Below are 20,371 nucleotides of genomic sequence, written 5' to 3'. Positions count from 1 at the left end.
TGGCAATCGGTTGCACGGGGTACGACGCGAGCGCATCGAGTTGTGCTTCCCCGAGACGCTGACGTATACGGACGAGGCCGTGGTCGTACTCGAAGCCTGAAACCCTTCACCGAGCTGCCGAGGTAGTCATTGTTGAGGCCCATGAACCGCTGCTTGGCGCTTTCCGCCGTTCCTCGACTCGCCGGTGCGGCGGTCGTCGGAGCGTTGATCGGCTCGGTCGTCGGTGTACTGACCAACACGCCGCTGGGAATTCTCGCCGGTATCGCCGCGGCGGAGACGAGCTTCGTCGTCGCAGGGTGGATCGTCCTGTGGCCCATGGACGCCGCCACCACCCATCGCAACCTCCGGAGCGAGGAGTTCCGGCCCGTCACCGAGGAACTCGTCGTCGTCGCGTCCGCCTTGTGCGGGCTGGTCGGCATCGTGATGCTGCTTCTGGTCGGCAAGTCGGACCTGAGCCACGCCGCGGCCGCGACGGCACTCTGTGGCGTGTTCATGGCCTGGGCGGCACTCCACCTGATGTACGCCACCCGGTACGCGTACCTTTATTACCTGACTCCCGAAGGCGGGATCGACTTCAATTCCGAGGACCCGCCGCACTACAGCGACTTCCTCTATTTCAGCTACAACCTCGGAATGACGTATCAGGTCTCCGACACCGACGTCTCCAGTTCCACGATCCGCGCGGTCGCCCTCCGACACTGCCTGCTGTCCTACGTCTTCGGCGCCAGCATCCTGGCCACCACCATCAACCTCGTCGCCGGAATCGTCACGGGCTGATGCGAGAGCGGTCGCGTACGGTGTGGGCGACTTCGTGATCGGCAGTGCGAGGGCCCGCGCCATCAGGACGGTATGCCCGGGGCCGAGCCTCTTCTTCCCGCACGGGCTGCACCGGTCGGCGCTGCACGTTCCTCTATGACCCGTTGTCCTCGTCGCCGAGGGACAACACGACCGCGGTCGACCGCCCCTCGGGTGTCTCGTAATTGACGGTGTCGCCGACGCGACGGCCGAGCAGCGCGCGGCCGAGCGGGCTGTCGGCGGTGACCAAGGTCCGGTCCAGTGCCTCGGCGACCTCGCCGATCTGTACGGTTGTCTCCGTGGCGTCGGCGTCCGCGAACCGTACCGTCACGGTGCTGCCCACGCCGACCTTGTCGGTGCGGGGAGGCCCCGCAACGGCCGCCTCGCGAAGCCGCCCGTTGATCTCGGCGATTCGGGTGCCCAGGCGGTCCAGTTCCGTGCCGCGTTGCAACTCGTCGGCTTCGTCGGCCCTGTCGCCCACCCGTTCACCGCCTCGCAAGGTGGCGGCGACTGTTTCGCGTTCGGCACGCAGGTCGGCGAGCTCTCGCTCGAGCGCCTCGCGGGCGGCATCGCTGATGGGTTCGGGTCCACCGGTCATTCCTGTTCCCGTCGTGCAGGCGGCACGGTTGAGTGTCGCAGGTTCAACTCCGACATTTTTACGCTATCAGGCAAATCGCCACACTGTGGTGACGGGCCAGGGTCATAGGGTCGGGCTCTCGTCTGACGCTTCCGGGAGGCCTCTGACCAGCTTCTCCTGGGCGAGGGCGAGGGCGGAGCAGCGGGTGCCGCGGGCGCGCAGTGTGCGGCGCGCCCGGCTTCGGCGGTGCGGTGCTTCGGGCCGGACACCCTTGCCCGGGTGTCCGGCATCCTCGGTCGCCTGCTGCGGTGTCAGCCGAGCGGGTTGCCCTTCTCGTGCAGAGCGGCGAGGGCGGGGGCGTACATGCGGGCCTTGATGGTGCCGAGGGTGTCGCCGGCCTTGCTCGCCTGCGCCTGGGCGATCTCGATGGCGGCGGAGCGGACGGCGTCCTCGTCCACCGCGCGGTCGACGATGCCGGCGGCCGCGGCGTCGTGGCCGCCGAAGCGACGGGCGGTCACCATGGCCTCATGCGCGGTCTGCGGGGCCAGCCGGGCCTGGATCAGGGCGGACATGCCCGGGGTGAAGGGAATGTTGATCTCGGCCTCGGGCAGGCACCAGTAGCCTCGGTCGGCGCGCATCACGCGGAAGTCGTGAGCCAGGGAGAACATCGCACCAGCTGCGAAGGTGTGCCCCTGGAGTGCGGCCACGCTGATCACCGGCAGGGACAGCAGGCGTGCGAAGAGCTCGTGGACCGAGATGACGTAGTCCAGGTGCTGATCGGAGTTGGCGAACAACCAGTCCAGGTCCAGACCGTTGGAGTAGAACTTGCCCGTCGCAGCGGTCACCAAGGCGCGCGGCCCCTCCGCCTTCTCCACCTCGTCCAGCGCGGCATTGGCGGAGGCGATCCAGTCGGGGTGGAAACGGTTCTCACCGTCTCCGAGGTCGAGGACGAAGACGTTGTCCTGGCGGTCGAGAGTGGGCATGGTCGCTCCTTCAAGCTGGATGGGGTCGGGGTGGAGACGGGTCATGGCCGTGGTGCCTGATCCGGATCGGGGCGGCTGTGCAATGCGTGGGCCGGCAGGTCATGGATCTCGGCGGCGGTCGCCTCCATCGGGGCGGTGCTCTGCTCGACCCGGCACGTGATCACCGCGCCTTCGAGCGCCGCGATGATGAAAGCGGCCGGCCGCTTGCTCCGCTCCTCGGGCAGGCCCTGCCGGAGAGGCAATGCGGCCGGCGCCTCTTGCCGGCGGGCGAAGACCGCGGCCGCGGAACGGGCCGGATGGGGGGGCGCCATCGTTGGTCTCGACTGTGACCGCCACGATGGGGCGGCCGGCCCGGAACGCTGTCGACGAGTCGGTCGCGCCACAGCACGAAGAACGCGTCGATTGCCTCCACGGCTTCGTCGGCCGGCGTCGCGGTCTCGATCGGTCCGGCGACGAAGTCGCCGGCGAGTACCACCGCCTCGTCGATCAACTGCGCCCGCCCGTCGGTGAGAACCATCCGCTCACGGCTGTCGCTCCTGCGCGGGCTCGCGCGCCCACCACCCCAGCAGCCGCGAAGTGGCCGGCCACGTCTGCAGCGGCTGAGCAAACGATCACGCCGTTCGCCTTCCTGTTCAGTGACGAGCGCTGACCCGAATCTTGCTACCTGTCGGTAACTTATGTTGCGTGACATAGAACATGCAAGGGCCCGCAGGTCTCTCCGTGAAGGAAGGCGTTGATCCCCAGTGACTCCGCCATCCAGGGGGACTCCCGAAGATGGGAATCGACGCGAGTCCGACCGAGGCAACAAGGTTCGACCGGCAGCAGCACGCGGCATCGAGCGACGGTACTGGCCGACACACTGCGGAAGGGAGGTGCATGCGAGGAGAGATGGACGGCCCGGACAGGCCCATGTGCCACCGGCCATGGAGGCCGTCGGCAAGGGCAGAGGCTCGTCGCAGATGTCCCGGCCCTGCCCAACCCCTCACCCGCAGACCCGCACGGTTGTCGGGCGCACCGGCATGATGACGATCGCGGTCTGACCTGGAACAAAACGCACCTGTACGACCTGGCCCGCCAGAGAGCGGGCGGCGAGGTGGTGCAGCGTCATCGTGGGGCACAGGCCGCGCTCGAGGACACCTTCGATCATGCGTCGGCAGTGGGCGACGGTGGCGCGGGACGGTTCACCCGGTGTCGGCTCGATACGCGTCCACTCAGTGCTTGCCCAGGCTCCCCTTCGGTTCACCCCGAGGCCGAGACGCGGCCCATCGTCCGTGTCCGATGAGTGGGCGCCGAACCGTCACGGGATGAGATCGAGTTGGCGCAGCATGCCGAGTTCGTCGCTGCTGCCCCACCGCTCCACGAGCTTTCCGTCGGCGAACCTGCTTATCTGCATACCCCGGTAGGACACCTTCTTCCCGGTCGGACTGTGTCCCATCAGTTCACCAAGGTGTGTTCCGCTGATGGTGTAGGCGAATGCCAACTCGTCGTCCGTGGTGACGAGATGCTCGACATCGACGTGCAGGTCAGGGAAGGCCGCCCTGATCTCGGCGAACATTGCCTGAAATCCGGCCGGGCCCGGAACCTGGCCGGGAGCCGGATCGTGGTCGACCGAGTCGGTTGCGACGACCTTGACGAGATCCTCCAGTTTTCCGCTGTTCACGGCCTCGGCGATGGTGTTCTGGGCAGCAAGGTTTTCGTCGCGGGACATGGCTCTCCTTCGACCGTGTACGGGGAGGTCCGGGCACCGTGCAAGCGCGCTCGGGTCGGCGGCGAGTGCGTCGGCCCCTCCTTCAACGTAATGAGTCCCCGGTCCTTTCGCCTGTTCAGCGGGTGTCCCTCAGTTCTCGGGCAGCCCAGGACGACGTGGTCGACACCGCGATGTCGCGTGTGGGCTTCCCCGCGTAGGATGGGCTCCAGGCGGAGTTACGTACAGCCCACCTGCTCGGACGGGATCGCAGTACCCCAGGAACCGGCGTCGCTCGTGGACTGGTCGGCCGGTGACCAAGCGGCCTTCATCACCGGTGACGTCCTGGCCGTGGGTCGAGGCTGGAAAGCCCGCTGAGCGGTCGCATCGTCCCCGACAGTGAACAGGCCATGGAAGGTCAGGGGCCATGACGCGCCCAGCCGACGTCGCACCCGGTGCCGAGCAGGAGCGGGATGCCCCCTCGCACGGCATCGGCGGTCTGCCGGCTCCCGCGGTAGCGGTGATCGACGGCGACGGTACGGTCCTGGCGTGGGCCGACGGGGCGCGACAGCTTCTCGGCCACCGGGCCGAGGACGTCGTCGGGCGGCCTGCGGCGCGCCTTCTGGCAAGCCGGCAGGAAGGTGCGGAAGAGGGCGAAGGCGGATCCTGTCTGCCGCCCGGGGCGCATGACCCCGCGCGGAGGGAGCGGACGGGCGAACACGAGCACAGGCCCCGTGCGGTGGTGGACGTCCGGCATCGCGATGGCCGCATTCTGCGGGTGCAGCTGGAGATCAGTGCACTGACCGGCGCCGACGGTGAGAGATGCTGGCTCCTGGCGGCGACGGACATGCCGGACGGCGACGCGCGGCGGAAGGCGGGCGAGCCCGTCGTACGGGCGCTGCTCGACCACTCGCCGCTCCTGGTTGCCGTCTGGGACACACGGCTGCGTTGCGTCTGGCTGAACCAGGCGACCAGACGGACGGCGGGCCTGCCCCCGGACGGTCGCCCGGGACACTTGACGCGGGCGCTGCGGGGCTTCGACCTCGCCGCGGTCGAGCCGGTGATGCGGGGGGTTCTGGCGTCCGGTGAGCCGGTCTCCGGCCACGAGGCGCGCTGGGTCTCCCCGGGCGGGGGCCGGGGAGCCGACCGGGAAGTCGTCTTCTCGACCACTCTCATCCGCCTCGAGCGCGCGGACGGTACACCGCTCGGGCTGTGCACGATCTCGACGGACATCACCCAGAGGTGGACGCGCGAGCGCATGGCGCTGTTGAGCAGGGCCACGAGGTGCGTCGGCACGACTCTGGATGTGATGACGACCGCCCAGGAGCTCACGGACCTGGCCGTCCCGTCGTTCGCCGACTACGCCACGGTCGACCTGGCCGAGTCGGTGCCCCTCGGCGGCGAGCCGCTGGCGCGGATGAGGCCCGGGGACTCCGGCATCCCCGTGTTCCGCCGGGGGGGACTCGCCTCCATCCACGAAGGTGCGCCGGAGTCCGCCTTTGCCCGGGGCGAGCCGGTGTTCGTGCCTCCGGGCTCTCCCTTCCTGTACGTGCTCCACCACCGCGAGTCGCATCTGGAGCCCGTGATGAACACCGCGTCCGGCAGCTGGCTCGCCGGGGATCCCAAACGTGCCCGGATCATCCGCGAGACCGGCATGCACTCCGTCATGATGGTCCCCCTCATGGCGCGCGGCACCATCCTCGGCATCGCTGTGTTCGTCCGCACCGAGAACGTCGCTCCGTATTCGCGGGACGACCTGCTCCTGGCCGAGGAACTCGCCGTCCACGCGGCACTGAGTCTGGACAACGCCCGTCGGTACACCCGCGAGCGGGCCGCCGCCCTCGCGCTCCAGCAGAGCCTGCTGCCCGGCGCGTTGTCCGGCGGCAACGCGGTGGAACTGGGCTGGCGTTACCTGCCGTCGGACCGCCACGAGGGCGTCGGAGGAGACTGGCTCGACGCCATCCACCTGCCGGGCGGGCGGATCGCCCTGGTCGTCGGGGATGTCATCGGGCACGGCATCAATGCGGCCGCCACCATGGGCCGTCTGCGTACGGCGGTGCTCACGCTGGCCGCCTTGGACCAGCCGCCGGCCGAGCTGCTCGCCCACCTCGACGAGGTGGCCACCCACCTGACGGAGGAGGCCGCCCGGGCCGGCGACCCCGCCCCGCCGATCGTAGGGGCCACCTGCGTCTACGCCGTGTACGACCCGGCCACCCGCGTGTGCTCCTTCGCCCGTGCCGGACACCCGCCACCGCTGCTGGTCTCCCCGGACGGCCAGGTCACCACGCCCGACACCCCACCAGGCACGCTGATCGGTATCGGCCTCGGCTCGTTCGAGTCGGTGGAGGTGGAGCTGCCGGAGGGCAGCCTGATCGTCCTGTTCACGGACGGGCTCATCGAGACGCGGAACACCGACATCGACGCCGGACTCGACCGGCTGGCCGCCGCGTTGGGCCGAGCACCATCGGAGCTGGACGACCTCTGCTCCCAGGTGATCACGGAGATGGCGACGACATCGAAGCCGGAGGACGACATCGCGCTGCTGGTCGCCCGCACCCGGGTTCTCGGCGCCACCACGTTGTCGTCACAGCACGTCGCTTGACCAGGTTGATGCCGGTGACAGTGAGGTTGCCGGGACGGGAATTGCCGCTGCGGAGGTCCAATTCGGTGGCCTGTGGAGCAGGGGCGCCGGTACGAGGTGGTGCGGCGCGGATCGTGTCCACAGTTCCGGTTCCGCGATACAGGCCGAGGATCCTCAAATGTCTTAGAGTGGTGACATATCGCATGATGTGCAGTGGTATCGCCCGACCGAGTCGGACCGGCAGAGGCTCCATGCCATGAGGGCCGGGCCGGCGGGCGAGCTCCGACGGCTGCACGACGAACCGCCAGTCCGCGTAATGACCTGAACAACCGCTGATCGTGCCGAGGGTGTCCCTGTCGCCGCAGATCTACGAGAGGTGGTGCCATGGACGGGATCGCCGACATGGGGGGAACCGAGGGCTGGGGTCCCACTCATCCGCCGCGCGCCGACGAGCCGGTCTTCCCGGAGCCTTGGCAGGGCCGAGCGCTCGCGTTGGCAGTGCTCTCGATCCAGCTGGCGGGCCTGAACGTGGACGCGTTCCGGCATGCGATGGAGCGCTTGGACCGAACTGCCTACCTGGCCGACGGCTACTTCGGCCGCTGGCTCAACACCGCCGAACTCATGCTCACCGAGAGCGCCGTCCTGGCCCCGAGCGCGATCCATGCGCGCGCCCGCAACCTGCGCGGCGAGCAGATCGAGGAACCGCCGATCCCCGAACCCGCCAAGCCCGGCTACGCGCCGACCGCCGAGGGCTCGCTGCGCACCGTGGACGTGGCGCCGGCGTTCGCGGTGGGCGAGAGGGTGCGTGCCAAGAACATGTCGCCGACCGGACACACCAGGCTGCCGGGCTATGTGCGCGGACACACCGGAGTGGTGGCGCTCATCCAGCCGGCCTCTGTCCTGCCCGACACGAACGCGCACTTCCAGGGCGAGAACCCGCAGTACGTGTACTCGGTGCGATTCGACTCGCGTGAACTGTGGGGTACCGACGCCGAACCGTTCGCACTCACCATCGAGATGTTCGAGAGCTATCTGGAGAGGACCGCATGACCACCGGCGAATCCGCTGAACGCATTCCCGCACCACTGCGTACCGAGGCTCTCGAGCAGCTGCTGACCGAGCGGGGCCTGGTCGACCCGAACACGCTGGACGCGATCATCACCAACTATGAGACCAACGTGGGCCCCCTCAACGGAGCCAAGGTGGTCGCCAAGGCATGGACCGACCCCGATTATCGGCGATGGCTGCTCGACGACGGCACCGCCGCCATCAAAGAGTTGGGCTTCATCGGGGTGCAGACCGAGCACGTCGTTGTCGTCGAGAACACCGCGACCAGCCACAACGTGGTGGTCTGCACGCTGTGCTCGTGCTACCCGTGGCAGCTGCTCGGCCTGCCGCCGAGCTGGTACAAGGACCCGGCGTACCGTGCGCGGGTGGTCAAGGAGCCGCGCAAAGTTCTTTCCGAGATGGGGCTCGAACTCGCCGACGACGTGCAGATCACCGTGCACGACTCCAGCAGCGAGGTGCGCTGGCTGGTACTGCCCGAGCGGCCGGCCGGCACCGAGGGCCTGTCCGAGGAACAGCTCGTGCCGCTGATCACCCGTGAGGCGATGGTCGGCGTCGCCAGGATCGAGGCGCCGTGACCGCTCCGCTGGACATCGAGGGACCGGCTGCGCCACCGCGCGCCAATGGCGAGCTGGTGTTCGCCGAGCCGTGGGAGAGCCGCGCCTTCGGCATGGCCGTCACCCTGTACGAGGCAGGCGTGTTCACCTGGCCACAGTTCCAGGCGGCGCTGATCGCCCGGATCGCGCGCTGGGAAGCGGCACCCGCCGAGGACGCGCACTGGGACTACTACCAGCACTGGCTGGGCGCACTGGAAGACGTGCTCGCCGGGGGCGGCGCCGTGGCGGCCGACGAGGTGACCACCCGCGCCCGGACACTGGCCCAGCGCCCCCCCGGCTACGACCACGACCACCAGCACTGACTCGCAACCACCATGAGGCGGGCCCGTGGCCGGTCGCCGGCACCCACCATGCCGGCCGCTTCATCAAGGCGCCTCGGCTCTCGAAGCTGCTGCGGGTGTCACCCCGGCCGAACGCGGTTCGGGCCGGCGGCGGCGGCCCTGCATTCAGCGCCCGGCGCCGATCGACCCCGACATCCCCAGCGCGGACATCAGCACCGGGTGCGCCCCCAGTTCGAGGTCCGGCGCGACGAAAGCCCGCACCAGGAGAGGTCGCGTGCCGTGAGAGGCCGTCATTCACCGGAGTTACGCCGAATCGGTACCCGCGTCGGGATCGCGGCCCTCACCACGCCCTGTCGTCGAGATCCAGGGCGTGAGGGTGCATTACGCTCTGGCTCTCCTGCGATGGCCGGGGAACCCATTCGGCCGCACCATGAAGCGCCTGCGGAGGACGGCAACGCCGTATTCCGTCGAAAGCGTCGGCGCCTGTTGGTTCAAGACCAGCGAACCCGAAGGGAAACTCCGATGAAGGCATTCCAAGCCGTCGCGGACGCGATCGCCGCCGAAGGGCTCGACCACTTGTTCGCCGTAATGGGGGACGCGAACCAGGACCTGATCGTGGACCTGGGCGAACGGCACGGCGCGACATTCATCCACGCCCACCATGAATCCAGCGCTGTCGGTATGGCCGACGGCTACGCCCGGTTCAGCGGCAAGCCCGGCCTCGCGTCGGTCACCCAAGGCCCCGGCTACACCAATGCCACGACCTCACTGGTGGCCGCACGGCTCCACCGCACACCCCTGATGCTGATCGCCGGACACGCCTCCCTCCGTGACCCGTACAACCCGCAGGGAATGGTGGACCAGCAGGCACTCGCCAGACTCACCACCGAGGCCACCGTCCGACTGGAATCGGTGCACAACGTGGACTACTGCCTCGGGGAGGCATTCCGTCAGATCAAGGTGCGGAAAGGGCCCTTCATTCTCAATCTTCCCCAAGACATCCAGCAGACGGAGATTCCGGATCCCGGCTGGGTCTACCGGCCGATGTACGCGCCCAACACCCTCCAGCCGCCGCGTACACATGATGTCCAGGAAGCGGTCAAGCTGCTCGCGTCAGCCCGGCGCCCGACGATTCTCTGCGGACTCGGGGCGAAGAACTCCGGAGCGGAGTCCGAGGTGCGCAGACTGGCCGAGCGTCTTGGCGCACCGGTCGGAGTATCCATTCTCGCCGCCGGATTCTGCGCGGACTATCCGCTGTATCTGGGAGTCAGCGGCGGGCTGGGTTCCCACCTGACGGTGGAAACACTCGCCGAGAGTGATGTGATGGTGGTCGTCGGCGCCAGCCTGAACGAATGGACAACCGACTTCGGCAAAATCCTGGCGAACGGGAAGAAGATCATCCAGATCGACGACCGGCCGGACGCTTTCGGCTGGTTCGCCCGTGTGGCCGTCGGTATGACGGCCGACGCCGGAACAGCCGTGGCGGCCCTGGCGGACCGGCTCGCCGAAACGGTGGACGCACGCCGGCCCGACCCCGGGCTCGTACAGAAGCTCCAGGACGGCCGGAAGCCGATGACCCTTCAGTACAGCGACGGAGACACGACGGATCCGCGCAGGGCGGTACGGCACCTCGAGGACGCACTGCCGAAGGACGACCGCATCCTGGTGCTCGACGGCGGTCACGCGGCCATGGTCTGCGTGAAGATCCTCACCGTGCCGCGCGCGGAAAACTGGGCAGTCGGCTGGGACTTCGGCGCCATCGGCCAGGGCTTGGCCCTCGCGATCGGAGCATGCTTCGCACGCCCGGGACAGCGCGTCACGCACACGACCGGGGACGCCTCGTTCATGATGAACGTCGCCGATTTCCATACGGCTGTCCGCCACAGACTGCCGCTCACGGTGATTGTCTTCAACGACAACGCGGTGGGCCAGGAGAAGCACGATCTGGTCCACAAGAAGCTGAATGCGTCCTACGCCGACATGCCGGAGCCGGACTTCGCGAAACTGGCGGCAAGCTTCGGTGCCAAGGGCTTCACCGTACGCAAGCCCGACGACCTCGGCGAGATCGACAGAGCACTGGCCGTCGAGAACGGCCCGGTCCTGGTCGACGTTCGGATCAACGGAGAGGTGGAACTGGCGGCAAGCTGGGAGATCGCCAAGCACCTCAGCTGAGGGCCGCCCGGTGGACACCATGATGCAAGCGCCGTGGTGAAGCCGGACAGTGGTGAATACCGGGGAGCCGTGTGCGCCCCATCCTGTCCGCGACGTGTGAACGGCGCCTGGACCGGCCGTTCGGCTGCGTCATGCGAGGTAGGCCGATATTGCCAGCGTCTCCGAGAGGAGTCGCCACAATGCCCAGGCACCCACACGACTCGCCACATTGCACAGTGCCTTCTCGGTGCAGGCGGTCGGTTTCCTCTGCCAGGCACTCACGATCAGGTAGTGGAAGCCGAGACTGCGGGTGAAGGTGAAGCGGATGTGCAGACCCTCACCCAGAGCGTGGCCGGGCAGGGTCGCGATCTGAAGGTAGTTGTACTCGATGGCTTCCACCCGGACCGGGTTTCCACCCAGCAGGTCGCACTCGTCCTTCGGATGGATCCGGGTGGGACATGCGCCGCGCACCGAGAACAGCCAGAAGTTTCCGGTGAGCTGCTTGCGCACATCGTGAGGGCTGGTGAAGGGGTGGATCCCGAGGGAGTAGATGTACCGGTACAGCCAGTTCGAGTCGTGGCACGAAGCAGGATCCGCGTTGCACGCCTCGGACGTGTGCATGGGACCGCCCGAGATCGCATCACTCCGCTGGACAGGGGGAGCGGCCGGGTGTGCCCCGGCGTGCGCAGCCGACGGCAGCGTGGTGAGCATCAGCGCCGTACCGAGCAGGGCGACCAAGGCGGCACGACCCACCGTGCGAGTGAATGCCCGCACGGCGCGGGAGGAGAGCCTGTCGACTCGACCCGCCCGTGGGGGGAACGGGGCGGGCGCGTGGTGCTGAGTGCTGGTGCGGGTGCGACCCGGCCTCCGCCAGTGGGACGGCACAGGCATCAGAAGGGACGCAGCGCGATCGGGACGAGGCTCACGCGGTTGACGGGCGCGTGGGTCTGGTCATTACCTCTGGCGCCGTCGTAACCGGTCACGACGAGAGCAGACATCAGCACCTCCCATGGCGCACTACGAGCCAAATGGACGGTATGCCCCCGTGGGGGGTTCGGCATCTCAGCGCCCGGCCGACCTCTTCTTCTCGCGGCCATCCGTCGGCTGCCCGGCGCCGCCCCCTCCGGCGAGGCTCGTTCGGCCGCAGGAGTGAGGCTTCGCGGAGCACAGCACCGCCGCCTCGCCCCGGTGGATCGTCGACCGCCACGTCCGGGACAGCAAACAGGCGGCCGCGACGGCCGCCATCCGATAGCTGACTCAGCACACGCCCGGATCCTCCTCCCGATGGTGCTCCAGGCCATGGGGAGGAGGAGACTCGTCCTTCTGTGGGGCGCCAGGTCAGTCCGAGCGCTGGGTGCGGGCCAGGCGATCCGCGCGGCTCCGCCGGGACGGGGACAGAACGTTCACTTCCGCGCCGGCGCTTTCACCGGGCGTCGCGTCCCAGCCACGGAACTTGTCAGCGACCTTCCGCACGCGCTCTTCGTTCGGGCCTGCGTCGATGTAGAAGTCCGTCTCGTTATTTCGCTCTGCACGTCTTCAATGCCTCTCTCAGAGAACGATCACGAGCGTGATCGACGGCACAAGGGTCATCAGGGCAATGACCGGCCAGTACAGGCGGGGGGCCAGGGCTGTCCTGCCCCACAGAGGGCGGTTGGCCAGCCACCAGAGCAGAGCGAACAGTGCCACTACCGGTCCGCCGACCAGCAGCCATGGCAGCATGCCGTCGTTCTCCGTCGGTTCCCGCTGTGTCCAACCGACGGCCGCGAGCGGCCAGTTCACCGCGAAATACGACAGCAGCCACACCGGAACGACACCGGGAATTCCCAGCAGCAGGTTCACGCCCACGGCTGTCAGTAACCATTTCCGCATGCGCACAGTATTCATGCCGGGGGCGTGAGGGAACCCGCCCACCCACCACGGACCGGCCCCCTGGAGGGCCGCCGCCGAGCGGGAAGAGAAAGCGGGGGACCAGCGCATCCAAAACCGTTCGGGATGCGCCCAGCACGCAGCAGTGGGTCCAAGACTCACTCATGTGCACTGGCTAGGAACGGTTCCTGGCCGGGTGATGTTCCGGGATCGCGTGCATGCAGGCCTCCTGGCCGCTTTCGTCCTGGGGATCGACGCCTCGGCGGACACGGACACGCAGGCGATCAACGCGTCCATGCCCTCGCCACCGTTCACGGTCAGCGGCTCGCGGCCTTTGACACACGCGTGACCGGCCCCCGGGGGAGAGTGAGGGTCACCCAGGAGGCCGACGGACCGCCACGTCGGCGATGTCGGCGCCGCGGTGCAGTACGTCGCGGAGCATGGCGGGGGTCAGTGTGCGGGTGGACATGTTGCGCTGGCTCGGGTGGTAGCCGCCGAGCAAATGCAGCACTCGTTCACCTCGGGCGTCGGTGAGCTGCGCGTGCGCGCCGTGCCCGAAAGGTGGGCGTGGGCGGGGCACCTGCCAGCCGGTGGTGGGGAGTACCGGGAGCAGCGCCTGCCAGGCGAAGCCGCCGAGCACCACGATCGCGCGCAGGGTCGGGCGCAGGAGTTCCAGCTCCCGGGCGAGCCATGGCCGGCAGGTGTCGCGCTCCGTAGTGGTGGGGCGGTTGGCGGGCGGTGCGCAATGCACCGGCATGGTGATTCGTACGCCGTAGAGCTTCATCCCGTCGCCGCGGTGCGTGGCCACCGGCTGGGAGGCCAGGCCGAGGTCGTAGAGGGCGGCGTAGAGCGCGTTGCCGGACGGGTCACCGGTGAAGATGCGGCCGGTGCGATTACCGCCGTGCGCGGCCGGGGCCAGTCCGATGATCGCCAGCGGGGCGTCTGTCGGGCCGAAGCCGGGTACGGGTCTGGCCCAGTACTCCCAGTCCCGGAAGGCCTTGCGCTTGACGCGTGCGGCCTCCTCCCGCCAGGCCACCAGTCGTGGGCAGGCCCGGCAGGTGGCCACGGACTCGTCCAGTTCGGGCACGGAACCCAGTCGGGGGGCCATCACCGAGGGGAAGTCGTGGGCCTGCGGTGTCGTACGGCTGCCGGGCATGCTCGGCCTCCTCTTCTGTCGCCCGCCGGCTCCGGGCGAGCCCCGCCGAAGGCGGTCACCGATAAAATGAGCGAGTCGGAAATGCCCCCGAGCGGGCGCACCACGGCCGCCCACCATCTCTCAGGCCGGCCCGACCGATCGATCTGGAAGGTGCCGTTATGGCTGAACAGATCACCTACCACAGAGTCTACGAGGAGACCTCGCCCAAGGACGGCGAGCGGATCCTTGTCGACCGCGTCTGGCCACGAGGTATGCGCAAGCAGGACGCACATCTGGACGAGTGGCTGCGCGATGTGGCCTCGTCGAGCGAACTGCGCCGCTGGTACGGGCACGAGACCAGCCGCTTCGCCGAGTTTCGCCGCCGCTCCCTGTCCGAACTGAAGGATGCCGGACACCGGCAGGCCGCCGAGCATCTGTGCGGCCTCGCCGCACACGACAAGCTCACGCTCCTGACCGCCACCAAGGACGTGGACCACAGCCAGGCTGCCGTACTCGCTGAATGGCTTGCCAAGAAAGCCGTGACGAAATCGCGAGTGACCCCCAGGGTGACCGAGCCGTCGTCGGGCCGGGGGCAGGGCGCACCGTCGTCGACGCCGACTTCCCCATGGCCTGTCGGCGACTGATGGCCGAGGCGGTTGCCGCGAGGTTGAGCCGCGTCGCGTCGGGGCACGGCCAGGCTTTTTTGTGGGTCGGTCGTCGGGATCAAGATGCCTGGGCTGTGATCGACCGTGCCGAAACCCCCGACCTTGCCGGCAGGGAGGGCGTGCTGTGCCCACCGAGTGTCCAACCCGCCGTGAGGCGGGCCTGGATTGCTGCCGACAGCCTGGTTGCGTCACGCGGCCGGCAGGCCGACCGGCCGACCGGCCGACCGAACCTTTGCCACTTGAGTCGCTGACCAGGCGTTGAGCTGATGGCCGTGCGAGTGTGCGGCTGTCCGAAGACGTGAAGAGGGATGGCAATGCGAACCAACATCGTCCGGGACGAGCGCATGACTGTGAGCTACGACGTGGTGAACGGCTGGACCGTCGTGGAGGTCGACGGCGAGTTGGACCTCCACACCTCTCCCATGGTCCGGGAAGCAGTGATCGGACTTCTCGGCGAGGGGCACCGTCACTTCGTTCTGGACCTGTGCTTCGTCCCCTTCATGGACTCGTTGGGACTGGGCATGGTCGTGGCGATCACGAAACGCATCCGTGAACACGGTGGCTCACTGCGCATCACGTGCACCCCTGGCCGGATCGTCAGGGTCTTCGAGATCAGCGGCCTGGAGGCGAGCTACGAGATCTACCACTCACCGGAGGAGGCAACGCAACGTACTCCATCGCCCGATGGCCTGGCGGAGTGGCCACATCCTCCGACTGAGAAAGGGTCTTGAGAGATCGCGCAGACAGTCGGCGTGAGGGCTCCCCTCCGCCGCCTACCTGCGCGAACTCCAAGTCGACGTCATTGTCATGTGTCTCCCGCCGCCGATGACAGAGAGTCGGGTATGCGCAGGGCGAGCAACGCAACATCGTCGTCGAATGCTTGGTCGTGCCCTGCGACGAGGTCGGCGCACAGCTGGGGCAGGGGTGTCGTGGCCAGGCGGGCGGCGTGGCCGGCCAGGGCGGTCAGGCCCGTGTCGATGTCCTGGTTGCGGCGCTCCACCAGCCCGTCGGTGAACAACAGCAAGGTGCTGCCGGGCGGGAGCGGGTGCTCGTGGGTGAACCGGGGGATGGAGGGATCGATGCCCACCGGAATGCCGTGCTGGGTGGGAGCGAGGTAGCCGGTGTCACCGTCCGCGCCGATCAGCAGGGGCGGGAGGTGTCCGGCGTTGCTCCAGCGGAGGGTGTACCCGTCACGGCCCTCCTCGATGCGACCGCAGACCAGCGTGGCCGTGGGGGGATCATCGAACATGGTCAGGGCGTGGTCGAGTCTCGATACGATCAGGCTGGGCGGCCCGCCGTGGTCGTAGGCGAGGGCGCGCAGCATGTTGCGGATCTGGCCCATCAGGGGGGCGGCTTCGACGTCGTGGCCGGTGACATCTCCGATCACGACGCACGTGGCGCCATCCGGCAGGAGCAGGGCGTCGTACCAGTCCCCGCCGAGCCGGGGGAGGTCGGAGGCCGGCTGGTAGGCGCCTTCGATGGCGAGGGGGCTCAGGTCGGGCAGGGTGGGCAGCAGGCGGCGCTGGAAGTTTTCGGCGGTGCGTCGGAGGCGCTCGTACAGGCGGGCGTTTTCGATGCTGACGCTCGCGGCGCTGGCCAGCGCGGTCAGCAGAGCCTGGTCTTCCTCGCTGAACGGTGTGCCGTCGTGTTTGTCCGCGAGGTAGAGGGTGCCGTAGAGGGTGTCGCGGACAGTCAGTGGGACACCCAGGAGTGTTGTCATCACCGGGTGGTCGGGCGGGAAGCCGGCCGAGCGGGGGTCGGCGGCGATCTCGTCGACCCGCAAGGGCCGGCATTCGGCGATCAGGCCGCGCAGCAGACCGTGCCCTTGAGGGAGACCGGAGGCGGCCCTGAGCTTCTCGTCGTCCACCCCGACGGTGATCAGGTCGACGATGTCTCCGCTGTCCCCGAGCACTCCCAGCGCGGCGTAACGGGCGGCGATGAGATCGGCGGCGGCTTCCACGATGTGCTGGAGTACGGCACGGGGGTCCATGTCGGCGCTGATGGCCACCACCGCGTCCAGCAGGCGTCGCAGCAGGCGCTGATCCACGGTCAACTGCCATACCTGGGTGTTCAGTTCCTCGAAGGACTGCTTGTCGGGCAGTCGGCCGCTCTCCTCCAATGCGGCGGTGACGTGCCCGGCTGCCTCTTCCGGCGGCTCTGGATCAATCGACATGGGGCACCTCCCGGCGGGTCGGGAGCCGATACGGCTGTGGCCGCCTTCCCTGCATGGCCACCGTACTGCGAGCCCCAGACAGGTGCGCGCCGCGCTACGAGGATCTCGCCTCCCACCGCCGGGCTGCCGTTGTCCCGGATCGGATCACGGGACCACGATGACAGGGAAGTGGGCGGGCCCGGGCCATGCGTGCGGGCACCGAGCCGATCAGGCGGTGCAAGCGGTGCTCTGGGTGCCGAGCACCAGCGCATCGGCTTGACGCTCGTCGGCCAGGCGGGCCCCCTCCCGCATCGAACCCAAAGCCGCGCTCGCCGACGACCTGGGCGCCTCGGAGCCGACAGAGGGAGTGCGCGCGCCTCCGTAGCCGGAGGCTACGTCGACGACGGAACCCGCCCCGAGCCCCGGGGCCCTGAGCGGTGCATGCTCCACTGCGCGAGCGGCAGCAGGGCGTCGACAAGTGCCTGGCCGTCCGGGGACAGCTGATAGCGGACTTGTACGGGCGTAGTGGGGATGACGGTGCGCTCGATGAGGCCCGCGGCCTCGAGTTCCTTCAGGCGCTGGGAGAGCAGCCGGTCGGAGATGCCGTCGATCATCGCCCGGTACTCACCGAAGCGCCGGGCTCCACGGTCGGCGGCCTGCAGTACCGAACCCGTCCAGCGGCGTCCGATCAGTTCGAGGGTGCCCTCGAAGCTCGGGCAGGTGTCGTCATGAATAGAGCTCACTTACAAAAGATTAGCACCTTACCCACCGTTTTACCGGTGGGGCGGTCCGGCGCACCGTAGACGCATGACCGACTACGGACGCCCACTCTCCTTCGGAGTGAGCCTCGATCCCTCCGCCGGGGCCTGGGCGCAAACCCGGCGCCTCGCGCGGACGGCGGAGGACTCGGGCCTGGACTACCTCGCCGTCCAGGACCACCCCTACCAGCCCGGCCACCTCGACGCCTGGACCCTGATCACGCATCTGTCCGCGGCCACCGACCGCATCACCTTCCTCACCGACGTGGCCGACCTGCAGTTGCGACCGCCGGTGATGCTCGCCAAGGCCGCCGCGTCGCTGAGCGTGCTCACCGACGGACGGATCCAGCTCGGTGTCGGCGGGGGCGGCATCCCCGATGCCATCGCCTCGATGGGCGGACCGGCGCGACGCGGACAGGACATGGTGGCATTCGCCGAGGAGTCCCTGGGGCTCCTGCGCGCGGCCCTGTCCGGAGGCGTCGTACGACTGCACAGCCAGTACCACGCCGTCGGCGGTTACCGCGCCGGACCGGTGTCCCCGAAGCCCGTCGAGCTCTGGCTCGGAGCCCAGAAGCCGCGGATGCTCGCCGTCGCCGGCCGGTTGGCCGATGGCTGGATCTCTCCGCTGAACATCTACGTCCCGCCACAGGAGGTGCCATCGCGTCAGCGGATCATCGACGAGGCGGTCGCCGACGCAGGCCGCGACCCGAGGGCACTCCGGCGCGTCTACAACGTGATCGGCGTGATCGGCGACCACAGGGACGGACCGGGGCTCGTCGGCGATGTGCGGCGGTGGGCAGACACACTCGCCGAGTGGGCCGTGGAACTCGGCTTCGACACCTTCGTCTTCTGGCCCGCCACTGACCCCGAGCAACAGCTCGCGTTCTTCGCCGCCGAGGTGGTGCCCGCGGTGCGCGAGCGCGTCGACGCCCTCCGGAGCGGCCGATGAACGGCACCCTCTCCACCGTGCCGGCCGAGCTCGCCGGCAAGCTGGTCATGCCCGACGACCGCCGCTACCGGCTGCTCCGCTCCACCTACACCACCGTGGGCCACCCCGCCGCCGTCGTCCTACCCGAGTCCGCGGGCGATGTCGCGGCGGCGCTGCGGCTCGCGCGGGAGACGGGGCTTGGGGTGGCCGTCCGTAGCGGCGGGCACGGCCTGTCCGGCAGCGGCACCAATGACGGCGGGCTCGTCATCGACCTGAGCGCGCTGCACCGGGTCGACGTCCTCGACCGCGGTTCCCGTCTGGTCCGTGTCGAGGCGGGTGCCCGCTGGGCCCAGGTCGCCCAGGCGCTCGCCCCGCACAGGCTCGCCATCAGTTCGGGCGACCACGGCAACGTCGGGGTCGGAGGCATCGCCACCGGGGGCGGCGTCGGATGGCTCGTACGGCAGTACGGGCTCACCGTCGACCACATCCGCGCCGTCGAGGTCGTCCTGCCCGACGGATCGGCCGTGCGCGCCGATGCCGATGCCGAGCCTGACCTGCTGTGGGTGATGCGCGGGGCCGGCGCGGGTGCCGGGATCGCGGTGGCCTTCGAGATCGAGGCCATGGAGCTTCGTGACGTCGGTTACGCGCAGTTGATCGCGGCGGTGGACCCGGCCGGGGAGACGCTGCGGCGTTGGGAGGCCGTCATGGCGCGGGCGCCGCGCGAGCTGTCGACGGCGGTGATGCTGTCCTCGCAGGGCGCCGCCACCGCCGCGTTCATCACCGCTGTCGTGGCCTCGGACAGCCCGTCAGCCATCCGCGACGCCATCGAACCGCTGCTCGGCATCGGTGACGTAATGGCCCAGCAGGCCCATGTCGTCTCCTACACAGAGCTGGTCCCACCGCTCCACCTGCACACCAACATCGGGCAGATGCCCTCCAGCACGACCAACGGACTGCTCACCGACATGACCCCGGATGCCGCCCGCGCCCTGGTCGCGGCGTCGGCCGCCCCCGACCCGGTCCTGGTCCAGCTGCGTTCGCTCGGCGGCGCGGCCCACGACCCCGCCCCCTCTGCCATGGCCTTCACACACCGCCATCAGAACACCCTCGTCATCGCCTCGGCGTTCCCGCCGGACGACCGCGCCATGCTGGCTGCCGCCTGGGCGCCCCTCGCCCCACACACCGACGGCGCCTACGTGAACTTCGAGAGCAATCCCGACAAGACGACGTTCATACGCGCCTACCCCGGACCGACCGGCGCCCGCGTCACCGACCTGTGGAAGCGCTACGACCCCGACGGAGTCCTGCGCTCCCCGGCCGCCGGCCTGACCGCCGGCCCCATCGACCGCACCGGCCACGAGCCCCACGGCACCCGCCGCAGGCTCCCGCCCAGTCATGTCACCCCCTACTGGAGATAATCCATGGCCACCTTGCTGCACATCGACTCCTCCGTGTTCCCGGGCGGAGCCTCCGTCTCCCGCGCCGTCACGGAGACCTTCCGCAAGACCTGGGAAGAGCAGCACCCGGAGAGCACGGTGATCTACCGCGACCTCTCCGTCGCCCCCGTCCCGCACATCACCGCCGCCGCACACACCGCGGGCTTCGCCGACCCGAACGCCCACACGCCCGAGCAGGCCGCCGCCTTCGCTGAACGCCTCCAGCTGATCGAGGAACTGGAGCAGGCAGACGCGGTGCTGATCGGCGCCCCGATGTACAACTACTCGATCCCGTCGACCCTCAAGGCATGGCTGGACAACGTGATCCTCCACGGCCGCACCTCGGGCGAGAACCCCTCCGCCAAGGGCACCCCGGTCACCGTCGTCGCCAGCCGCGGCGGCTCCTACGCGCCCGGCACCCCGAAGGAGCCCTACGAGTACGTGCAGAACTACCTGACGGCGACCCTCGCCGACATGCTCGCCCTCGACCTCGACTTCATCGTCCCGGAACTCACCATGGCCCCGCACAACCCGGCCATGGCCGAACTGGTGCCGCTCTTCGAAACCTCCCGCGACCGCGCCCTGCAGGACGCGGCCACCAAGGCCAAAGCCCTCGCCGAACGCCTCGCCGCGTACACACGAGAGCGCCGTGTGCGTCCCTGCTGCTAGGACATCGCACGGCGTCCTCGATTCGCCC

Annotated in this window: 22 protein-coding genes and 1 pseudogene; 12 read left to right on the top strand and 11 right to left on the bottom strand. The window is 69.0% G+C overall.

The window, feature by feature from the left end; all coding sequences use genetic code 11:
• The first annotated feature begins 141 nt into the window (after window positions 1-141).
• Entirely contained in the window at window positions 142-777 is a 636-nt protein-coding gene (locus OHA88_RS08550) for a DUF1345 domain-containing protein (RefSeq protein WP_328624944.1), read from the top strand.
• A gap of 133 nt (window positions 778-910) precedes the next feature.
• On the opposite strand, the gene OHA88_RS08545 is transcribed toward OHA88_RS08550, so the two are convergent.
• The 3 genes from OHA88_RS08545 to OHA88_RS08535 form a co-directional block, all read right to left on the bottom strand.
• Window positions 911-1,393, bottom strand: a complete 483-nt coding sequence (locus tag OHA88_RS08545; RefSeq protein ID WP_328624943.1) for a GreA/GreB family elongation factor — start codon at window positions 1,391-1,393, stop codon at window positions 911-913.
• A 290-nt stretch (window positions 1,394-1,683) separates the two neighbouring features.
• Window positions 1,684-2,355: an enoyl-CoA hydratase-related protein gene (locus OHA88_RS08540; protein WP_328624942.1), complete on the bottom strand. Its 672-nt coding sequence runs from the start codon at window positions 2,353-2,355 to the stop codon at window positions 1,684-1,686.
• A 41-nt stretch (window positions 2,356-2,396) separates the two neighbouring features.
• Window positions 2,397-2,666 carry an LmrA/YxaF family transcription factor gene (locus tag OHA88_RS08535; protein WP_328624941.1) on the bottom strand — a complete coding sequence of 90 codons (270 nt, stop codon included), beginning with the start codon at window positions 2,664-2,666 and terminating at the stop codon, window positions 2,397-2,399.
• Window positions 2,667-2,680: 14 nt separating this feature from the next.
• Here OHA88_RS08535 and OHA88_RS08530 point away from each other — a divergent pair, with 14 nt between their 5' ends.
• Complete coding sequence (locus OHA88_RS08530) at window positions 2,681-3,004, top strand: hypothetical protein (RefSeq protein WP_328624940.1); 324 nt, start codon at window positions 2,681-2,683, stop codon at window positions 3,002-3,004.
• 333 nt (window positions 3,005-3,337) lie between these two features.
• Here OHA88_RS08530 and OHA88_RS44560 read toward each other — a convergent pair whose 3' ends face one another.
• Both OHA88_RS44560 and OHA88_RS08520 read right to left on the bottom strand, forming a co-directional pair.
• Window positions 3,338-3,502 carry a hypothetical protein gene (locus tag OHA88_RS44560; protein ID WP_443044195.1) on the bottom strand — a complete coding sequence of 55 codons (165 nt, stop codon included), beginning with the start codon at window positions 3,500-3,502 and terminating at the stop codon, window positions 3,338-3,340.
• 150 nt (window positions 3,503-3,652) lie between these two features.
• Window positions 3,653-4,063, bottom strand: a complete 411-nt coding sequence (locus OHA88_RS08520; RefSeq protein WP_267008601.1) for an ester cyclase — start codon at window positions 4,061-4,063, stop codon at window positions 3,653-3,655.
• A gap of 403 nt (window positions 4,064-4,466) precedes the next feature.
• Here OHA88_RS08520 and OHA88_RS08515 point away from each other — a divergent pair, with 403 nt between their 5' ends.
• The 4 genes from OHA88_RS08515 to OHA88_RS08500 all read left to right on the top strand — a co-directional run bounded on the left by OHA88_RS08515 (window position 4,467) and on the right by OHA88_RS08500 (window position 8,604).
• Window positions 4,467-6,641 (top strand): SpoIIE family protein phosphatase, encoded by a 2,175-nt coding sequence (locus OHA88_RS08515; RefSeq protein WP_328624939.1) that lies wholly within the window; start codon window positions 4,467-4,469, stop codon window positions 6,639-6,641.
• Between the two features lie 363 nt (window positions 6,642-7,004).
• Window positions 7,005-7,670, top strand: a complete 666-nt coding sequence (nthB, locus tag OHA88_RS08510; protein ID WP_328624938.1) for a nitrile hydratase subunit beta — start codon at window positions 7,005-7,007, stop codon at window positions 7,668-7,670.
• A complete protein-coding gene (gene nthA / locus OHA88_RS08505) occupies window positions 7,667-8,263 on the top strand; it encodes a nitrile hydratase subunit alpha (RefSeq protein ID WP_328624937.1) in 597 nt (198 codons plus the stop codon). Before nthB ends, nthA begins: the two co-directional genes overlap by 4 nt.
• Entirely contained in the window at window positions 8,260-8,604 is a 345-nt protein-coding gene (locus tag OHA88_RS08500; RefSeq protein WP_328624936.1) for a nitrile hydratase accessory protein, read from the top strand. The genes nthA and OHA88_RS08500 overlap by 4 nt, the downstream gene beginning before the upstream one ends.
• Window positions 8,605-8,748: 144 nt before the next feature.
• Here OHA88_RS08500 and OHA88_RS08495 read toward each other — a convergent pair whose 3' ends face one another.
• Complete coding sequence (locus OHA88_RS08495) at window positions 8,749-8,877, bottom strand: hypothetical protein (protein ID WP_328624935.1); 129 nt, start codon at window positions 8,875-8,877, stop codon at window positions 8,749-8,751.
• A gap of 228 nt (window positions 8,878-9,105) precedes the next feature.
• Here OHA88_RS08495 and OHA88_RS08490 point away from each other — a divergent pair, with 228 nt between their 5' ends.
• Window positions 9,106-10,755 carry a thiamine pyrophosphate-binding protein gene (locus tag OHA88_RS08490; RefSeq protein ID WP_328624934.1) on the top strand — a complete coding sequence of 550 codons (1,650 nt, stop codon included), beginning with the start codon at window positions 9,106-9,108 and terminating at the stop codon, window positions 10,753-10,755.
• Between the two features lie 129 nt (window positions 10,756-10,884).
• Here the strand turns inward: OHA88_RS08490 and OHA88_RS08485 are convergent, their stop codons facing one another.
• From OHA88_RS08485 to OHA88_RS08475, 3 genes are all read right to left on the bottom strand, one after another.
• Complete coding sequence (locus OHA88_RS08485) at window positions 10,885-11,487, bottom strand: hypothetical protein (RefSeq protein WP_328624933.1); 603 nt, start codon at window positions 11,485-11,487, stop codon at window positions 10,885-10,887.
• Window positions 11,488-12,282: 795 nt separating this feature from the next.
• Complete coding sequence (locus OHA88_RS08480) at window positions 12,283-12,603, bottom strand: hypothetical protein (protein WP_328624932.1); 321 nt, start codon at window positions 12,601-12,603, stop codon at window positions 12,283-12,285.
• Between the two features lie 370 nt (window positions 12,604-12,973).
• Window positions 12,974-13,756, bottom strand: coding sequence for a uracil-DNA glycosylase (locus tag OHA88_RS08475; RefSeq protein WP_328624931.1), 783 nt, complete (start codon window positions 13,754-13,756; stop codon window positions 12,974-12,976).
• Window positions 13,757-13,914: 158 nt separating this feature from the next.
• Here OHA88_RS08475 and OHA88_RS08470 point away from each other — a divergent pair.
• Both OHA88_RS08470 and OHA88_RS08465 read left to right on the top strand, forming a co-directional pair.
• Window positions 13,915-14,286, top strand: a pseudogene (locus OHA88_RS08470) (DUF488 domain-containing protein); the annotation flags it as partial.
• Window positions 14,287-14,714: 428 nt separating this feature from the next.
• Window positions 14,715-15,131, top strand: a complete 417-nt coding sequence (locus OHA88_RS08465; RefSeq protein ID WP_328624930.1) for an STAS domain-containing protein — start codon at window positions 14,715-14,717, stop codon at window positions 15,129-15,131.
• Between the two features lie 74 nt (window positions 15,132-15,205).
• Here the strand turns inward: OHA88_RS08465 and OHA88_RS08460 are convergent, their stop codons facing one another.
• Both OHA88_RS08460 and OHA88_RS08455 read right to left on the bottom strand, forming a co-directional pair.
• Complete coding sequence (locus tag OHA88_RS08460; RefSeq protein ID WP_328624929.1) at window positions 15,206-16,573, bottom strand: PP2C family protein-serine/threonine phosphatase; 1,368 nt, start codon at window positions 16,571-16,573, stop codon at window positions 15,206-15,208.
• A 371-nt stretch (window positions 16,574-16,944) separates the two neighbouring features.
• Window positions 16,945-17,295, bottom strand: a complete 351-nt coding sequence (locus OHA88_RS08455) for a winged helix-turn-helix transcriptional regulator (protein ID WP_328624928.1) — start codon at window positions 17,293-17,295, stop codon at window positions 16,945-16,947.
• Window positions 17,296-17,359: 64 nt separating this feature from the next.
• Between OHA88_RS08455 and OHA88_RS08450 the strand changes: the two genes are divergently transcribed.
• Genes OHA88_RS08450 through OHA88_RS08440 form a run of 3 tightly spaced genes read left to right on the top strand, consistent with a single transcriptional unit; the run spans window position 17,360 to window position 20,343 of the window.
• Complete coding sequence (locus tag OHA88_RS08450) at window positions 17,360-18,259, top strand: LLM class flavin-dependent oxidoreductase (protein ID WP_328624927.1); 900 nt, start codon at window positions 17,360-17,362, stop codon at window positions 18,257-18,259.
• On the top strand, window positions 18,256-19,656 hold the full coding sequence (locus tag OHA88_RS08445) for an FAD-binding oxidoreductase (protein ID WP_328624926.1): 1,401 nt from the start codon (window positions 18,256-18,258) through the stop codon (window positions 19,654-19,656). Before OHA88_RS08450 ends, OHA88_RS08445 begins: the two co-directional genes overlap by 4 nt.
• 3 nt (window positions 19,657-19,659) lie before the next feature.
• Window positions 19,660-20,343, top strand: coding sequence for an FMN-dependent NADH-azoreductase (locus OHA88_RS08440; protein ID WP_328624925.1), 684 nt, complete (start codon window positions 19,660-19,662; stop codon window positions 20,341-20,343).
• The last annotated feature ends 28 nt before the right edge of the window (window positions 20,344-20,371 follow it).

The sequence above is a fragment of the Streptomyces sp. NBC_00353 genome, from assembly GCF_036108815.1.
In the GTDB taxonomy this organism is placed as follows: Bacteria; Actinomycetota; Actinomycetes; order Streptomycetales; family Streptomycetaceae; genus Streptomyces.
The sequence above is the reverse complement of the archived record's forward strand: the minus strand, read 5'-3'. Positions and strand labels throughout refer to the sequence as shown.

Bases quoted from the DNA above. Each gene is read 5' to 3' on its own strand.
- OHA88_RS08475 (WP_328624931.1), bottom strand. From the start codon at position 13,756: ATGCCCGGCAGCCGTACGACACCGCAGGCCCACGACTTCCCCTCGGTG.
- OHA88_RS08445 (WP_328624926.1), top strand. From the start codon at position 18,256: ATGAACGGCACCCTCTCCACCGTGCCGGCCGAGCTCGCCGGCAAGCTG.
- OHA88_RS08440 (WP_328624925.1), top strand. From the start codon at position 19,660: ATGGCCACCTTGCTGCACATCGACTCCTCCGTGTTCCCGGGCGGAGCC.
- nthA (WP_328624937.1), top strand. From the start codon at position 7,667: ATGACCACCGGCGAATCCGCTGAACGCATTCCCGCACCACTGCGTACC.
- OHA88_RS08460 (WP_328624929.1), bottom strand. From the start codon at position 16,573: ATGTCGATTGATCCAGAGCCGCCGGAAGAGGCAGCCGGGCACGTCACC.
- OHA88_RS44560 (WP_443044195.1), bottom strand. From the start codon at position 3,502: ATGATCGAAGGTGTCCTCGAGCGCGGCCTGTGCCCCACGATGACGCTG.
- OHA88_RS08550 (WP_328624944.1), top strand. From the start codon at position 142: ATGAACCGCTGCTTGGCGCTTTCCGCCGTTCCTCGACTCGCCGGTGCG.
- OHA88_RS08465 (WP_328624930.1), top strand. From the start codon at position 14,715: ATGCGAACCAACATCGTCCGGGACGAGCGCATGACTGTGAGCTACGAC.
- OHA88_RS08520 (WP_267008601.1), bottom strand. From the start codon at position 4,063: ATGTCCCGCGACGAAAACCTTGCTGCCCAGAACACCATCGCCGAGGCC.
- OHA88_RS08495 (WP_328624935.1), bottom strand. From the start codon at position 8,877: ATGACGGCCTCTCACGGCACGCGACCTCTCCTGGTGCGGGCTTTCGTC.
- OHA88_RS08450 (WP_328624927.1), top strand. From the start codon at position 17,360: ATGACCGACTACGGACGCCCACTCTCCTTCGGAGTGAGCCTCGATCCC.
- OHA88_RS08490 (WP_328624934.1), top strand. From the start codon at position 9,106: ATGAAGGCATTCCAAGCCGTCGCGGACGCGATCGCCGCCGAAGGGCTC.
- OHA88_RS08480 (WP_328624932.1), bottom strand. From the start codon at position 12,603: ATGCGGAAATGGTTACTGACAGCCGTGGGCGTGAACCTGCTGCTGGGA.
- OHA88_RS08515 (WP_328624939.1), top strand. From the start codon at position 4,467: ATGACGCGCCCAGCCGACGTCGCACCCGGTGCCGAGCAGGAGCGGGAT.
- OHA88_RS08540 (WP_328624942.1), bottom strand. From the start codon at position 2,355: ATGCCCACTCTCGACCGCCAGGACAACGTCTTCGTCCTCGACCTCGGA.
- OHA88_RS08535 (WP_328624941.1), bottom strand. From the start codon at position 2,666: ATGGCGCCCCCCCATCCGGCCCGTTCCGCGGCCGCGGTCTTCGCCCGC.
- OHA88_RS08545 (WP_328624943.1), bottom strand. From the start codon at position 1,393: ATGACCGGTGGACCCGAACCCATCAGCGATGCCGCCCGCGAGGCGCTC.
- nthB (WP_328624938.1), top strand. From the start codon at position 7,005: ATGGACGGGATCGCCGACATGGGGGGAACCGAGGGCTGGGGTCCCACT.